The organism is Pseudoxanthomonas sp. JBR18, assembly GCF_028198165.1.
Classification (GTDB): Bacteria; Pseudomonadota; Gammaproteobacteria; order Xanthomonadales; family Xanthomonadaceae; genus Pseudoxanthomonas_A.
In genome coordinates this window covers 3436988-3452158 of record NZ_CP116339.1, presented here as the reverse complement: position 1 = coordinate 3452158, position 15171 = coordinate 3436988, and the positions used below count along the sequence as shown (strand labels likewise).

The window sequence follows — 15171 nt, the reverse complement described above, 5'->3', positions numbered from 1 at the left end:
TGCCGGCCTTGCGCCGGCATCGTTGCGTTCAGCCCACGGATCGGCGACACCTCAGAAGCCGACCCGATACTGCGCCGAGACCACACCCAGCGTGCCACGCGGCCCGAAGCGGCGATCCATGCCGAAGGACATCACCTGGCCGAGGCCCAGATCCGCGTCGAGGGAGACCCCGAACTGGCCACCGGAAGCCTGGGCGTCCCCGTTCCACAGTGCGCCCCAGGCATCGATGCCGGTGAACCGCGCCTGCCGGACAAAGCCGTCCGCCGACACCACCTGCTGCCACTCGGCATGACCACGCAAGGACAGGGCCGCGCCGCGCCACGTCAACGGCTGCTCCACGCGCAGGCCCGCGATGAGCTGACTGCGGCGCGCGTCGCTGGCATCGGCGGTGAGCCCGAACCCCTGCGCACCCGTCTCGGAAAACCCGTCGCGCGACAGCGACACCTGGTCACCGCCGACGTACGGCGTGAGCGTCGCATCCGCCCACGAAACCGGGAGCCCGGCCTCGATACTGGCAAACTGCATGGCCCCGCGCTCGCGGCTGCCGACCCCATAGGCGGCGTCCCCGAGGAACAGTTGGCGCTGCAACTGGCGCGTATAGAACCCGGTGCCGACCTGGGCCAGCGCGTAGCCGTGGGACCAGTGCTGGGCCGCATAGAAGGCGATATGGGTCTGCCGGTCACGGCTGCTGTCGCCGGCCAGGGCGAACTGCCCACCCGCGTCGACCTGACCGAACGAAACGCCCGACACCAGTCCCGGTGCCAACGCGACTTCGTTGCCCAGCATCCAGCCGCCGACATCGAAGGCGCTGACCCCCAGGCCACGCGCCTGGCGATCGTCAAGGGACGCAAACCAGCTCCCCGCGCCGCCCGTACGCGCCGCTTCGCGGACCGAGAGTGCGCGCCGACGCATGTCCAGCACGTCCAGTGTCAACATGTCGGCCGCGGCATGGGCCTGGCCTGACAGGCTCTCCAACGAGCGCTGGGCCGCCGCCGTGCTGGCTGAGTGCAGGAAGTCCCCGGCCAGGCCGACGAAATCCCCGGACACTGCCGCCCCACCATCGATCTGGTCCAGCGCCTGGTCCACGCGCTGGGCACTGCCGACCGCAGCCGGGCTCATGCCCAGCGAGGCAGCGGTCGCGGTGATGTCCAGCCGGGTGATGTCCAGCCAGGCCTGGGTGCTGGTGTAGTCCAGCGAGGCCTCCAGGAACACCCCGGAGCCGGCGGTCAGGCTGGCGAAGGTGCCGCTCAGGCCGCCATCGGCCGACAGCACCGACTCCCGGCTGCTGCGCACGTAGCCGCTGGCGACCCCGAAGACCTGCAGCGTCCCATCCAGCGACGCCGTCCCCGTCGCCTTCAGCGGGGTGCCGACCTGGTACTCCAGCGTGCCGCTGCCGGCCTGGACGAAGTTGCCGTCGATGATCCGGGTCCCCGCCGCGCCATCAAACCGGACATTGCCCGCGTTGCTGAGGTTTCCGCCGATGCCGCCCGAGCTTGTCATGCGCGCGCCGGCCGCAATCGTGGCCGCTCCAGGGACGCCGTGGCGGGACACCAGGCTGCCGCCCTGCACCTCGGTCGTCCCGAGGTAGCTGTTCTGCCCGGACAGGGTCAACGTCCCGTCGCCGGACTTGCGGATGCCACCGGCACCGCTGATGTCGTTGGACCAGGTCGATGCCCCAGTGAAGCTCACCGCCACCGTCCCCCAGTCGAGCTTGGCCGGACCGCCGATGGCCTTGCCGACATCCAGCAGGCCATAGCCAAAGACGGCGTCGACCCCGGGCGTGCCCAGGTCGGTGGCGGTTCCCAGCAGGGTCTGGCGCACCAGGTCGTTGCTGAAATACGGGAAGGCTTGCCAGACCACGGCCGCGGCACCGGACACCTGCGGCGTTGCCAGCGAGGTGCCGGTCCACTGCCAGTAGGACGGCGCGGTCGGCGCATCGTCGGTCCCGGTGACCACGACCGTCCCAGGCGCGACCAGGCAATAGTGCATCGCCACGCCACAGGCATTGGAATAGGAAGCCAGCTGCGTGGGGTTGTCGGTGTCCAGCGCCGCCACCGCCAGCCAGCCCCGCTCCAGGTCCGCCGCAGGCAGGCTTCCATTGGGGCCCTGCTTGCTAGGCAGCGCGGCGGTATCGGTGGGCTCGGCGTTGCCGTCGTTGCCCGTGGCAAAGACCACGATCCCATCGTTGCCGATCACGAAAGGACGGTACTCCTGCGCGATGGGTGCGGTGGCGGCCGGATCGGTCCAATAGACCCCACCCCAGGAGTTGTTCATGACCTTGACCCCGCGTGCGATCAGGGCCTGGTGCACGCTGGCCAGACCGAGCGCGCCGGAGGTCTGGTTGCCTTGCCCGGAGCCGTCGTCGCTTGGCTCCTTGTCGGAGATGATGCGCGCCGACACGATCGTGGCGCCCGGCGCCACGCCACCTGGCCAGGCACCAAACGCGGTCCCGGCGGCCACCTGTGCCACGGCCGTGCCGTGTCCGACCACGTCCTGCTTGGCCAGGTCGTTGTCGGTGCTGTTGACGTAGGTCAGGTTGGCTGTGACCCGCGGCGAGAGGGCCGGGTGCTTGCTGTTCACGCCGGTGTCGACGATGCCGATAGCGGTCCCGGCACCGGTGAAGCCAGCGGCCCGGGCGACATCGGCGTGGGTCAACGTCAGGTGTTTGCTGTATGCCGGATCCGGCGTGGACACCACCGGTGAGGTCACCGGTGGCGGCGTGACTGGGTCGGGCGGCGTGGTGACTGGCGGCGGCGTCTCGCGCACATTGCCGCCTCCCCCGCCCCCGCCGCATGCCGCCATCACCGCGCATGCCAGCGTACTCAACGCCAGCCGGCCGCCCGTGCGGCCCCGCCCCCATTCCCTGATGTTCATTTCTTCCCCTCTTAATTGCCCGGCGCAACACATTGCGCCACCCGGATGCAATCTATCGCAATCGGAAGCCGATCGCCGCTGCCGGCGTTCCACGCAGGCGGCAAGTCGCGGGCGCAGGCTGCCATGTCAATCACAGCTCTTGACAGGTGATTCCGGCCCGGATTCGCGAGAACGGCTCTTGCCGACGCATTAGGCCCGGCGCCTCCGATGGTCGTGTTGCTCCGCTTTGCGAGCGCCCCGGATAATGCCGCCACATTCGCATTCACGGACCCTTCTTCATGCGCGATATCGTCATCGCCGCCGCCAAGCGCACGGCCATCGGCTCGTTCCTTGGCCAGTTCACCGGCGTACCCACCCCCCAGCTCGGTGCCACGGCCATCCAGGCTGCGCTGGCGCAGTCCGGCATTCCCGCCGAAGAGGTCAGTGAGGTCATCATGGGCTGTGTGCTACCGGCTAACCTGGGCCAGGCTCCCGCACGGCAGGCCTCCCTGGCCGCTGGCATTCCCACCTCGACCGGCTGCACCACGATCAACAAGGTCTGCGGCTCGGGGATGAAGGCGATCATGCTGGGACACGACCTGATCAAAGCAGGCTCGGCCGAGGTCATCGTGGCCGGTGGCATGGAGTCGATGACCAACGCGCCGCACATGATTCCCAACTCGCGCACCGGCAACCGCTTCGGCGATTTCAAGGCGGTCGACCACATGGCCTGGGACGGCCTGGTCAATCCCTATGATGGGCAGGCCATGGGCGTGTTTGGCGAGGCGACCGCAGAGAAGTATGGCTTCAGCCGCCAGGATCAGGACACCTACGCCATCGAGTCGGTCACCCGCGCGAAAGCCGCGCAGGCCAGCAATGCCTTTGCCGATGAGATCGCGCCGGTGACGCTCACCACGCGCAAGGGCGAGGTGGTGGTGGAGAGCGATGAGCAACCCGGCCGCTCGGATGTCGGCAAGATCCCTTCGCTCAAGCCGGCTTTCAAGAAGGATGGCACGGTGACCGCCGCGAGTTCGTCGAGTATCTCCGACGGCGCGGCCGCCACCATCCTGCTGACCGCCGAGGACGCCGCACGTCGCGGCCTGACCCCGCTGGCGAAGATCGTGGCCCATGCCACCTACTCGCAGGCGCCGGAGTGGTTCACCACCGCGCCCGTGGGTGCGATCCGCCGCGTCCTGGACAAAGCAGGCTGGGCCGTCGAGGACGTGGACCTGTTCGAGATCAACGAGGCCTTCGCCGTGGTGGCGATGGTCCCGATCAAGGAGCTGGGCATCCCCCGTGACAAGGTCAACATTCATGGCGGTGCGTGTGCGCTGGGCCATCCCATCGGGGCCTCTGGCGCGCGCCTGGTGGTGACCCTGATCCACGCGCTGCGCACCACCGGCAAGCGCCGCGGCGTCGCCACGCTGTGCATCGGCGGCGGCGAGGCGACCGCCATTGCGATCGAGGTGCCCTGACGCGTTCGCGCAGCCGTCGCATGCTATTAACGCAAAGTTGACGAATCTAAGCCGTACGCGAGCGAATGCTTGACAGTGGAAACCGGCTTGTCATGATGTCGCCCGGCGCGCAACAGCGCGTTGCCAAACTAATCGACGAGGATTTACCGAATGAGCATCAACAAGACGCTGATCGCGCTGGCAATGGGCCTGGCCCTGGCGGCCTGCTCGAAGCCGGAACAGGCTGCCGACGACGCCACCGACGCCAAGCAGGCCGCGACCGAAGCCCAGGCTGCCGCCGACACCGCCGCTTCCACCGCGACTGCCGACTCGGCTCAGGCCGCTGCCGATACCGCCGCGACCGCCGCTGACACCGCTGCCGACGCTGCTGCCGACGCCAGCGCCGCGACCACGGACAAGGCTGCCGACGCCGCCGCCGACACCGCTGAAAACGCCAAGGACACCGCCCAGGACGCCGCTGACACGGCTGATCAGGCTGCCTCGGACGCTGACAAGAAGTAATCCGCCAAGCGACCGGAGCATTTCTCCGGTCGCGACGCGAAAGGCCGCCGTGGAAACCCGGCGGCCTTTTTTTATGAGAGTCGATGCCGCGCAAGTCCGACGCGACTTTCAATTGACATCCACGCCGGTAGAATCCGCCCGCTGCAGCGGCTCCGGTCTCCCACTGTTTGGGTCGGTTACGTTGCAAGTACGACCCATCCATCCATTCCGTTGAAGGGGAACGCTATGAACAACAAGCTCAATATCGCGCTGATCGCCGCTGTCCTGGCTCTGGGCGCGTGCTCGCAGAAGACGCAGGACAACGCCGCGGCCACCGCTGACAGCGCCGCTTCGGACGCTGCCCACGCCGCCGACCACGCCGCCGCGGCTGCGGATAACGCCGCTGACAAGGCTGCTGCGGCTGCCGACAACGCGGCCGATGCCGCCAGCCAGGCCGCCGAGACCACCGAGAACGCTGCGCAGTCGGCCACCGCCGACGCCGCTGCGGCCGTGTCCGAAGGTGCCGATGCCACTGCCGACAAGGCGGCCGAGGTGTCCAAGGAAGCCGAGGACGCTTCGAAGAAGTAAGCCGATCGCGCTGACGCGGCCGACGCGTCGCGCAGCCTTGGGGCCCGCCTTGTGCGGGCCCTTTCTTTTGCGCATCCGTGGACATCGGGTCAGCGCGACACAACGCGACTCGTGCCGATGTTGCGCACCGACATGCAGGCCGGCACGTCCGGCGCTAGGATCGGAGCACGCCGGTACCGCGGAAAGACCGGCCAATCGGTGAGCCCAGTCACAACGCGCCTGCGGGCTTTGCCGCGATAGTCCCTTGATTCCCCCGACCTGGAGATCGTGCGACATGTCCATGTGGAAAGATCAACTGTCCGGCAAGAAGGATGCGCCCGGCCCGCTCCCCGAAGCCACGCCGCCAACGACGCCCAACCCGGCGCCCTTCACGCCCGAGCCGGTCGCCAGCACGCCAACCCCGGCTCCCCGCCCTGCCGCGCGCGAGGTCAAGGAATCGCTGATCGCTTCGGACCTGACCATCGAGGGCAAGATCGAAGGCACCGGACATGTCCGCATCGCCGGCACGTTCAAGGGCGACGTCAACGTGCAGGGCGACCTCACCATCGAACAGGGCGCCAGACTCTCGGGCGGGGTCAAGGCGAACAAGGTCGTCATTGCTGGTGAGCTCGAGGGCAACATCGAGGCCGCCAAGCAGGTCGAACTGCTCGCTTCCGGCGCGCTGACCGGCGACGTGAAGTGCGGCAGCATGACCGTGGCCACCGGCGCGCGCATGCGCGGTCAGGCCGACTTCGGCTGGGATGGCAGCGAGCCGAAGAAGAAGGACCGGGATCCCGACGCGGCGTGAGCACGGCCCGTCCCGGCATGGCGGGCGCCACCCGCGCCTGCCCGCACTGCAAGGCCATGATCCTGGAGACGGCGGCGGTCTGCCCGTCCTGCCGGCACCACCTGCGCTTCGATGACTCGGCAACGGTCAGCCAGCGCGAAGCCAGCCGGCAGGTACCGTTGAAGGTCGAGGGCACGGTGCATCACCCGCAGGACGCACCTGCCTACGAATACACCGCCGTGGTGGTGATCCGCGACGAGCGTGGACGCGAGGTCGAACGACACGTGGTCGGCGTTGGTGCCCTGCTGCCAGGCGATGAGCGCACCTTCTCGCTCGCGGTGGAGATGTTCCCGCATAGCGGCGGCGTCATCCCCCGCGGCAAGCGCAGGCTGTCCTGAGGCCACAGGAGGGTGTCTTCCACACGCGCGGCGACTCGCCGTGCGTGCGCTTCTCTCTCTCATTGCCTGCAGGTCGGGGCTTGCAGGTGCCAAAAACCGCGCCAGCCGCGGGGTGTTGAACGCGCCTGTCGCGCTTACTTCCGCGCGTCCGGCCCGCAGCTGCTACAGCCGCCACAGGCCGATGCGGCGGATCTTGCCGGCGGCGCGAGCGAGCGCCCCAGGCGGCGCAGCCACGCCGGCCGACCCTCGCGCAGCATCGGCAAGGCCAGTGCGGTGCGGGCGCGGCGCGTGGCGTTGGGGAACTGCTTTTTCGCGACGACCCAGGCGCTGACCAGCACGGCCAGCGTGATCACCAGATATTGAAGCAGCAGGCCGGCGTCCATCAGCCGCCCCCCAGCATCACGGCCACCTGGTAGGTCACCAGCGAGGCCAGGTAGGCCAGGCCGAACAGATAGCCCGCCGACACCGCCATGCGCTTCCAGGAGTTGGTCTCGCGCTTGATCGTGGCCAGGGTGGACAGGCACATGGGCGCGTAGATGTACCAGACCAGCAGCGACAGCGCGGTGGCCAGCGACCAGCCGCCATGGATCAGCGGCTTGAGCGCCTCGGAGGTCACCGCGTCATCGCCGGACAATGCGTACACCGTGGCCAGCGAGGACACGGCCACCTCGCGCGCGGCCATGCCGGGGATCAGCGCGATGCAGATCTGCCAGTTGAAGCCCAGTGGCGCGAAGATCGCGGTCATGGCATGGCCGATGCGTCCGGCCAGGCTGTAATCGATGGCCGGCAGCGTCGCGTCGGCCGGCGCGCCCGGGAAGGACAGCAGGAACCACAGCAGCACGGTCAACGCCAGGATGATGCCGCCGACGCGCTTGAGGAAGATCATCGCGCGCTCGTACAGGCCGATGGCCAGGTCGCGCAGCTGCGGAATGCGGTAAGACGGCAGCTCCAGCAGCAACGCATGCTCGCTCTTGTCGCGACGCCAGCGCTTCATCACCCACGAGACCACCAGTGCACTGACGATCGCCGCGAAATACAGGCCGAACAGCACCAGCCCCTGAAGGTTGAAGATGCCCCACACCGGCCGCGCCGGGATGAAGGCCCCGATCAGCAGTGCGTAGACCGGCAGACGCGCCGAACAGGTCATCAACGGTGCCACCAGGATGGTCGCCAGGCGATCGCGCGGGTCCTGGATGGATCGGGTAGCCATGATCCCCGGGATCGCACAGGCGAAGGAGGACAGCAGCGGGATGAACGAGCGCCCGGACAGCCCGGCCCGTGACATCAGCCGGTCCAGCAGGAAGGCCGCGCGCGGCAGGTAGCCCGATTCCTCCAGCGCCAGGATGAAGAAGAACAGGATCAGGATCTGCGGCAGGAACACGATCACCCCGCCCAGGCCGGCGATGATGCCGTCGGTGAGCAGGCTGTTGAGCGGCCCGGCAGGGAGGGCATCCCCGACCGAGGCACCCAGCCAGGCGGTCCCGGCATCGATGGCATCCATGACCGGCGTGGCCCAGGCATAGACCGCCTGGAAGATCAGGAACATCACCACGGCCAGCGCCACCAGGCCGAAGACCGGGTGCAGCAGCCAGCGGTCCAGCACATCATCCACCCGCGCGGTGCGGGTGGGCATGGTCACCGCCAGCGCCAGCAATCGACGGACCTCGGCATGCAGGTCCGCGTCTTCGGGCGGCACATGGCGGGGCGGCTGTGGGTTGTCGACCATCCGGTCGATCTGATCGAGCAGGCTGCGCGCGCCGTTGGAGCGCACCGCCACGGTCTCCACCACCGGCACGCCGAGTTCGCGTTGCAGGACCTCCAGGTCGATGGCGATCCCGCGATGCCGCGCGGCATCGGCCATGTTGACCGCCACGACCACCGGCCGTCCCAGGCCCAGCACCTCCAGCACGAAGCGCAGATGCAGGCGCAGGTTGGTGGCATCGACCACGCACACCAGCGCATCGGGCGCCGGCTCGCCGGGCAGGAAGCCCCGACACAGGTCGCGGGTGATCGCCTCGTCCAGGCTGGCCGCATTAAGGCTGTAGGCCCCAGGCAGGTCCAACAGCACGTAGCTGCGGCCATCGGCACCGGTGAACCGGCCCTCCTTGCGTTCGACCGTCACCCCGGCGTAGTTGGCCACCTTCTGGCGGCTGCCGGTCAGCAGGTTGAACAGCGCGGTCTTGCCACAATTGGGGTTGCCCACCAGCGCCAGGCGGGCCGGCTTGACGACAGCGTTCACGCGGGACGCTCCCCGCTCAGGCGCACGCGGGCGGCCTCGGACCGGCGCAACGCGAATCGGGTGAAGCCCACCTGGACCAGGATCGGCTCGCCACCCATCGGACCCTGGGCAACCACCTCGACCTGCTCGCCGGCCACGAAGCCCAGCTCCCGCAGGCGCCTGGCGATCCCATCGTTGGGACCCCGATCCTCGACCGATTCGACGATGGCCTGGGTGCGTCTTGGCAGTTCGGACAGCATCACGCGAGCGGGCTCAAATGAAAACAGTTCTCAATAGTATCACTCCCCTCGCTGGCATCGTATGTCGGGCAAGTCATGGGACAGGACGCTGCGGACCGCCGCTGGCGTACGATGCGCGCCCGCCTCGACCCGCGCCACCATGTCCACCGCCTTCACCCTGCGCCCGATCACCTCCGACGACGACGCGGCCATGGCCGCCATCATCCGCCGAGTGATGCCCGAGTTCGGGGCCGGCGGCGCGGGCTTTGCCATCAACGACCCGGAGGTGGACTGGCTCAGCCGCGCCTATGCCGCGCCGCGCAGCGCCTACTTCGTGGTCGAAGTCGATGGACAGGTGCTGGGCGGTGCCGGCGTGGCCCCGCTGGAAGGCGGCGACGCGGACACCTGCGAACTGCGCAAGATGTACTTCCTGTCGCAGGCGCGTGGCCTGGGTGCCGGGAGGGCGATGATGGCGCGTTGCCTGGAGACCGCCCGGGGTTTCGGCTTTCGCCGCTGCTACATCGAGACCCTGGACGGCATGGAGAGCGCGATGCGCCTGTACGAGAGGACTGGTTTCACCCGGCTTGATGCGCCGCTGGGCGCCACCGGGCACGGCGGCTGCGATCGCTGGTACGCACTGGCGCTCTGACCGTTCGGGCGGGCGCTGGTGCAGCGCGCAAGGCCTCGGCCGGCCATCCCGTAAACTGGGCGGCCTTTCCACGATCCCCACGAGGCCCGCGATGCAGCTATCCGACACCCGTGCCGTGATCACCGGCGGCGTCTCCGGCCTGGGCCTGGCGACCGCGCAACGCATCGTCGCCGCCGGCGGCAAGGTCACCCTGCTGGACGTCAACGACGACAAGGGCCAAGCCGCGGTCGAGGCGCTGGGCGCGGGCCGCGCGCGCTTCATCAACACCGATGTCACCGATGAGCGTGTCACCGCCGCGGCGATCTCCGCCGCCAACCAGTTCATGGGCGGGCTCAACGCGGCGATCAACTGCGCGGGCATCCTCGGCGCCGGGCGCGTGCTGGGCAAGGAAGGCCCCATGCCACTGGCGACCTTCAGCACCACGGTGATGGTCAACCTAGTCGGCAGCTTCAACGTGGCCAAGGCCGCCGCGGCGATCATGCAGCACAACCCGGCCGGCACCGACGGCGAACGTGGCGTCATCGTCAACACCGCCTCCATCGCCGCCTATGAGGGCCAGATCGGCCAGGCCGCGTACGCCGCGTCCAAGGGCGGCGTGGTCGCCATGACCCTGCCCATGGCCCGCGAGCTGGCGCGCTTCGGCATCCGGGTGATGACCATCGCGCCGGGCATCTTCTGGACCCCGATGGTCGACGGCATGCCCGAGGCCGTGCAGCAGTCGCTGTCGGCTTCGATCCCGTTCCCCTCGCGACTGGGCCAGCCGGGCGAATACGCCGACACGGTGGCCTTCATCCTGGACTCGCCCTATCTCAATGGCGAAACCATCCGCCTGGATGGCGCCACCCGCCTGGCGCCCAAGTAGGCGCCGTCGCACCTCCCTACCACCCACCAACCCAACACAGCCAAATCCATGAAAGCTGGTGACATCAAGAAGGGCAACGTCGTCGAATACAACAACGGCGTCTACCAGATCCGCGACATCGAACGCTCCTCGCCCCAGGGCCGCGGCGGCAACGTTCGCTTCCGTTTCATCATGTACAGCGTGCCGGGCGGCAACAAGCTCGATGCCAGCTTCGACGCCGACGACAACCTCACCGAGGTCGAACTGCTGCGTCGCCAGGCCACCTTCTCCTACAAGGATGGCGAGGCGTTCGTGTTCCTCGACGACGAGGACTACACCCCGTACACGCTGGACCCGGACGTCCTGGGCGACGATGCCGGCTACATCACCGAAGGCCTGAGCGGCTGCTATGTGCAGGTCATCGACGAGCAGCCGGTGGCCCTGCAGCTGCCGCAACACGTGACCCTGGAAGTCATCGAGACCCCGCCCGAGCTGAAGGGCGGCACGGCGACCAAGCGCCCCAAGCCGGCCACGCTGAGCACCGGCATCGAGATCATGGTGCCCGAGTACATCGGCACCGGCGAACGCATCCTGGTCAACACCACCACCGGCGAATTCGGCGGGCGCGCCGACTGATCGTCGTCCAGGCCCGTCCCGGGCCTGAGCGGGGGTGCAGCGGCGGCTACGCCGCCCTGCACCGGGCCCGACCACACTGGACAACGAGTTCGTACGCCGATGGGAATCCGCACGCTGGCCGCACCGCGTCCAGCCCGCGTGCATCCCTCCAGCACGCGGCTTTATGAAGCCGGGCACAAGACCGAAGCCGGCGCCGCGATGCAATCGGAGTGTCCCGACCGCGCCGACACCCTCGGTCGATTTGCGCGTCGCAAGCAGGCGCCATCCGGCGGAGCACTACGGACGCAGGGTCGGATTCGCGCCGCCGTTGAACGAATCGGCGCCGCCATCGAGTTCCAGCCCGCCCGCTTCACGATTCAGGGTCCGCAGTCGCGACCCGAGCGCGGTGAGGTTGGCTTCGGTCCCCTCGATCTGCGCCCGAAGTGACCCCGGCAGCCACTGCAGCGCATCGGCCTGCAGGCGATCGCGCGCCTGCCGCTGCCGCTGCGCACGCGGTCCCGCGTCGGCGATCAGCGCCTCGCGCTCGGCCTGCTGCGGGAGTCCATAGCCGGCCTGTCCCGCCAGCAACCGCGACGGCTGTGCGAACAGGCCTTCTTCGTCCAGCAAGGCCTGCAGGCGCTGGCCGCCTTCGCGCATGGCCGCATCCTGCCGCATCCCCGCGAAGCGATGCTTGAGGGCATCACGCGCGGTCTGTTCCTGCTGCCGGCGCGCGGCCTGCTCCAGCACCAGCAGGGCCGCGGTGGTGCGCAGGTCGCCCCGATCGATCCAACCGGCGCGCTGGTCCGGCGGCGCGGACAACCAGGCCTCCACCTTCCGCTGGCGCACTGGCAACGCGCGGCGCACCACCTCGAACATCGCCTGATAGCGCGTGCTGGCTGCGGGGAAGAAATAGCCTTCGCGCTCGGCCTGGCGGGCGTCTTCCAGCACCGAGGCATCGGCCACGCCGGCACGTTCCAGGCGGCGCAGCAGGCCCTTGGGCGTGATGCCCGACAGGTCCGCCTCCGCCAACCGCGGCACACCGTCGTGGAGCAGCTTGAAAGTCTCCACCGCGCAGTTGTTGGAGATGAAGCGGTAGCCCCCGTCGTAGCTCCAATGCACTTGCGCGGCACGCTGCAGCAGGGTGGCGATCTCCGCGCGTGAGAGCGACAGCGGCACCGAGCGCAGGCCGCGCAGCTGCACCTGCGTGTACTCGTCGATGACCTGGGAGAGCGGCAACAGGTACAAGCGCGCGGGATAGCGCCCGGTCAGTCCACCCCAGCTGGAAAGCTGCACATCGTCCACAAACGCACGGAACGACAGTACCCGATGGAACTGCAGGTCCAGCCGGCAATCGGGACCAGGTGGCCGCCCCGGTGCGCAGATCACCAGCCGCAGCATGCTGTGGCCCCAGCGACTCATCGGCTGGTCGTTGCCTTCGGCCAGCAGGTAGTCGACGGCATAGACACGCGCCGGATCCAGCATCTGCAACGGCTGCCTGGCCGTCTCCTCGGAGAACGGCAGACCGGGCGCGCAGGACGTGCGGCCTGGCACCGGCATCGACAGGCGTTCAGCGAAATACGCCGCCAGCGCGGGGCGACGGCAGGCGTAATCCGGGTCGAGCAGGAAATGCTCCAGGTTCACCGCGACGTATTCACGCGGCGATGCCAGCTCGTAGGGATCGGGCGAGCGGTCGGTGAAGGCGTTGTGCCGCTGGCGCAGCCACAGACGTGGCCAGGTGCCCACCTGCCAACCGGCCAGGTCGAGCAGGCGCGGATCACGCGACAGCCCCCCGACCGCACTGCGATCCAGCAGATGCGCCAATTCATGAATCAGTGCGGCACGCAGCGGCGCATCAGGTCCAAGGGCCGCGCGAGGTTCGCCATCGAGCAGGGAGCGCGGCAACAGCACGCGTCCCGCCCCGGTGGTGCGCCCGTGGACCCGGGCCGGCAGATCGTCTCGCCACTGCACCGGCACGGCCCCCAGCGCCTGACGCCAGGCCGGCGGGAGGCGTTCGACGGCGTCATCGAGCGCGGCCTGCGCCACCTGCTGTTCAGGCCCGGTCAGCCCCTGCGCGTCCAGCCCCCAGTAGAGCTCCGCGCGGGCAGGCAGACCGCAGGCCAGCCAGCACAACACCAGCCACCGCCAGCGCGGCGGCCGGCGCGTCCGGTTCACAGCGCCAGGATCGCCTGGGCCAGCTGCAGGTCCGAGGCCTCGCGCGCGGCCACGTTGCGCGCGCGCAGATTGCGCAGCGCCGCCTCCAGGCGGGCGCCGCGGATGGCGCCGTCACTGGCCACGAAGCTGGCCGCGTCGCCGCGTGCATCCAGCACCAGCTTGTCGTCGTCCGACGAGCTGTCCGAGGAGGCCGATGAGCCAGCCGAGCCCGCCGAGGAGGCGCCGGCCGAGGTGCCACCGGCCGAGGAGGCCCAGACCGGGGCGCTGCAGGCCAGCAGCATCGCCGTGGCGAGGAATCTACGCATGTCCAATCACTCCACTGTCATTGAGGGCAGCGGCCGGCTGCCGAAGCTGCGCAGGCTACTGCAGGCCACCGCCAGCGCGCCATCCTCCGCCGCAGGACCTGTGCACCGGCATTGCGACGGTTGCGTCTGAAACCGCATGAAAACAGGGCTTTCGGTGTGCCAATCGCGCAACACCACGTCGTTCGGGCGCATCACGCAGCCTGGGCAGGTGCGTGGCATAGTGGCGCCCCGCTTCGCCCGACCCATGCCGTCCCCCAATGTCGAAGAAGACCTCGTTCCCGAAGGAAGACATCCGCGTCCTGCTCCTCGAGGGCGTCAGCCAGACCGCCGTGGAGACCTTCCGCGCGGCCGGCTACACGCAGATCGACTACCACACCAAGTCCCTGCCCGAAGACGACCTGAAGGCGGCCATCGCCGAGGCCCACATCATCGGCATCCGCTCACGCACCCAGCTGACGCAGGACGTGCTCGCGCACGCGCGCCGGCTGATCGCGGTGGGCTGCTTCTGCATCGGCACCAACCAGGTCGATACCGAGGCGGCGGAACTGGCCGGCATCCCGGTCTTCAACGCGCCCTATTCCAACACCCGCAGCGTGGCCGAACTGGTGATCGCCCAGTCGATCATGCTGATGCGCGGCATCCCGCAGAAGAGCGCCCAGTGCCATCGCGGCGGCTGGTCCAAGTCGGCCACCGGCAGCCACGAGGTGCGCGGCAAGACCCTGGGCATCATCGGCTACGGCCATATCGGCACCCAGGTCGGCGTGCTGGCCGAGGCGATGGGCATGAAGGTCGTCTTCCACGACATCGAAACCAAGCTCTCGCTCGGCAACGCCGTGCCGGCGGCGAGCCTGGAAGAACTGCTGGCGCAGTCGGACGTGGTCACCCTGCACGTCCCGGAGACCCCGTCGACCAAGGACATGTTCGGCCCGGCGCAGATCGCGGGCATGAAGCCGGGTGCGCACCTGATCAACGCCTCGCGCGGCACGGTGGTGGACATCGACGCCCTGGCCGAGGCCCTGAAGTCCGGCCACGTTGGCGGCGCGGCGGTGGACGTGTTCCCGGTCGAACCCAAGGGCAACGGCGATGCGTTCGTGTCCCCGCTGGCCGGCCTGGACCAGGTCATCCTGACTCCGCATGTCGGCGGCAGCACGCTGGAGGCGCAGGACAACATCGGCGTGGAGGTCGCGGCCAAGCTGGTGCGCTACAGCGACAACGGCAGCACCCTGTCGGCGGTGAACTTCCCCGAGGTCACCCTGCCCGGCCACGAAGGCAGCCGCCGCATCCTGCACATCCATCGCAACGTGCCGGGCGTGTTGTCGCAGATCAACGAAGTCTTCCGCCAGCAGGGCGTCAACATCGACGGCCAGTTCCTGCGCACCGATCCGCAGGTCGGTTACGTGGTGATCGACGTGACCGCCAGCGAGGAACAGGCCGGCGAACTCAAGGACGCGATGGCCGCGATCGACGGCACCTTGCGCGTGCGCGTCCTCTACTGATCCGTGGGAGCCGCCAAGGCGGCGAAGGACTTGACCGGTAAGGCCACGTGCACGCGTCCTGTACCAAGTCTGCTCC

15 protein-coding genes are annotated in these 15171 nt (G+C 68.8%); 9 read left to right on the top strand and 6 right to left on the bottom strand.

Annotated elements, in window-relative coordinates; translation table 11 throughout:
• Positions 1 to 51 precede the first annotated feature (51 nt).
• Positions 52 to 2802: a S8 family serine peptidase gene (locus PJ250_RS15620; RefSeq protein WP_271648671.1), complete on the bottom strand. Its 2751-nt coding sequence runs from the start codon at positions 2800 to 2802 to the stop codon at positions 52 to 54.
• 350 nt (positions 2803 to 3152) lie between these two features.
• Between PJ250_RS15620 and PJ250_RS15615 the strand changes: the two genes are divergently transcribed.
• The 5 genes from PJ250_RS15615 to PJ250_RS15595 all read left to right on the top strand — a co-directional run bounded on the left by PJ250_RS15615 (position 3153) and on the right by PJ250_RS15595 (position 6560).
• Positions 3153 to 4328, top strand: a complete 1176-nt coding sequence (locus PJ250_RS15615) for a thiolase family protein (protein ID WP_271645481.1) — start codon at positions 3153 to 3155, stop codon at positions 4326 to 4328.
• A gap of 150 nt (positions 4329 to 4478) precedes the next feature.
• Complete coding sequence (locus PJ250_RS15610; RefSeq protein WP_271645480.1) at positions 4479 to 4829, top strand: hypothetical protein; 351 nt, start codon at positions 4479 to 4481, stop codon at positions 4827 to 4829.
• 225 nt (positions 4830 to 5054) lie between these two features.
• Positions 5055 to 5396 carry a hypothetical protein gene (locus tag PJ250_RS15605; protein WP_271645479.1) on the top strand — a complete coding sequence of 114 codons (342 nt, stop codon included), beginning with the start codon at positions 5055 to 5057 and terminating at the stop codon, positions 5394 to 5396.
• A 274-nt stretch (positions 5397 to 5670) separates the two neighbouring features.
• On the top strand, positions 5671 to 6183 hold the full coding sequence (locus tag PJ250_RS15600) for a bactofilin family protein (protein WP_271645478.1): 513 nt from the start codon (positions 5671 to 5673) through the stop codon (positions 6181 to 6183).
• Complete coding sequence (locus PJ250_RS15595) at positions 6180 to 6560, top strand: FxLYD domain-containing protein (protein ID WP_271645477.1); 381 nt, start codon at positions 6180 to 6182, stop codon at positions 6558 to 6560. The genes PJ250_RS15600 and PJ250_RS15595 overlap by 4 nt, the downstream gene beginning before the upstream one ends.
• A gap of 134 nt (positions 6561 to 6694) precedes the next feature.
• On the opposite strand, the gene PJ250_RS15590 is transcribed toward PJ250_RS15595, so the two are convergent.
• Genes PJ250_RS15590 through PJ250_RS15580 form a run of 3 tightly spaced genes read right to left on the bottom strand, consistent with a single transcriptional unit; the run spans position 6695 to position 9041 of the window.
• Positions 6695 to 6943 (bottom strand): DUF6587 family protein, encoded by a 249-nt coding sequence (locus PJ250_RS15590; protein ID WP_271645476.1) that lies wholly within the window; start codon positions 6941 to 6943, stop codon positions 6695 to 6697.
• Positions 6943 to 8799: a ferrous iron transporter B gene (locus PJ250_RS15585; RefSeq protein WP_271645474.1), complete on the bottom strand. Its 1857-nt coding sequence runs from the start codon at positions 8797 to 8799 to the stop codon at positions 6943 to 6945. Before PJ250_RS15585 ends, PJ250_RS15590 begins: the two co-directional genes overlap by 1 nt.
• Positions 8796 to 9041, bottom strand: a complete 246-nt coding sequence (locus PJ250_RS15580; RefSeq protein WP_271645472.1) for a FeoA family protein — start codon at positions 9039 to 9041, stop codon at positions 8796 to 8798. Before PJ250_RS15580 ends, PJ250_RS15585 begins: the two co-directional genes overlap by 4 nt.
• A 136-nt stretch (positions 9042 to 9177) precedes the next feature.
• Here PJ250_RS15580 and PJ250_RS15575 point away from each other — a divergent pair, with 136 nt between their 5' ends.
• The 3 genes from PJ250_RS15575 (at position 9178) to yeiP (ending at position 11143) form a co-directional block, all read left to right on the top strand.
• Entirely contained in the window at positions 9178 to 9666 is a 489-nt protein-coding gene (locus PJ250_RS15575; RefSeq protein WP_271645470.1) for a GNAT family N-acetyltransferase, read from the top strand.
• 91 nt (positions 9667 to 9757) lie between these two features.
• Positions 9758 to 10528: an SDR family NAD(P)-dependent oxidoreductase gene (locus tag PJ250_RS15570; protein WP_271645469.1), complete on the top strand. Its 771-nt coding sequence runs from the start codon at positions 9758 to 9760 to the stop codon at positions 10526 to 10528.
• A 48-nt stretch (positions 10529 to 10576) separates the two neighbouring features.
• Positions 10577 to 11143: an elongation factor P-like protein YeiP gene (yeiP, locus tag PJ250_RS15565; RefSeq protein WP_271645467.1), complete on the top strand. Its 567-nt coding sequence runs from the start codon at positions 10577 to 10579 to the stop codon at positions 11141 to 11143.
• 276 nt (positions 11144 to 11419) lie between these two features.
• Here the strand turns inward: yeiP and PJ250_RS15560 are convergent, their stop codons facing one another.
• Positions 11420 to 13255 (bottom strand): DUF7844 domain-containing protein, encoded by a 1836-nt coding sequence (locus tag PJ250_RS15560; protein WP_271645466.1) that lies wholly within the window; start codon positions 13253 to 13255, stop codon positions 11420 to 11422.
• A gap of 35 nt (positions 13256 to 13290) precedes the next feature.
• Positions 13291 to 13599: a DUF2388 domain-containing protein gene (locus PJ250_RS15555; RefSeq protein WP_271645465.1), complete on the bottom strand. Its 309-nt coding sequence runs from the start codon at positions 13597 to 13599 to the stop codon at positions 13291 to 13293.
• Positions 13600 to 13856: 257 nt separating this feature from the next.
• Between PJ250_RS15555 and serA the strand changes: the two genes are divergently transcribed.
• Positions 13857 to 15095: a phosphoglycerate dehydrogenase gene (gene serA / locus PJ250_RS15550; RefSeq protein ID WP_271645464.1), complete on the top strand. Its 1239-nt coding sequence runs from the start codon at positions 13857 to 13859 to the stop codon at positions 15093 to 15095.
• Positions 15096 to 15171 lie beyond the last annotated feature (76 nt).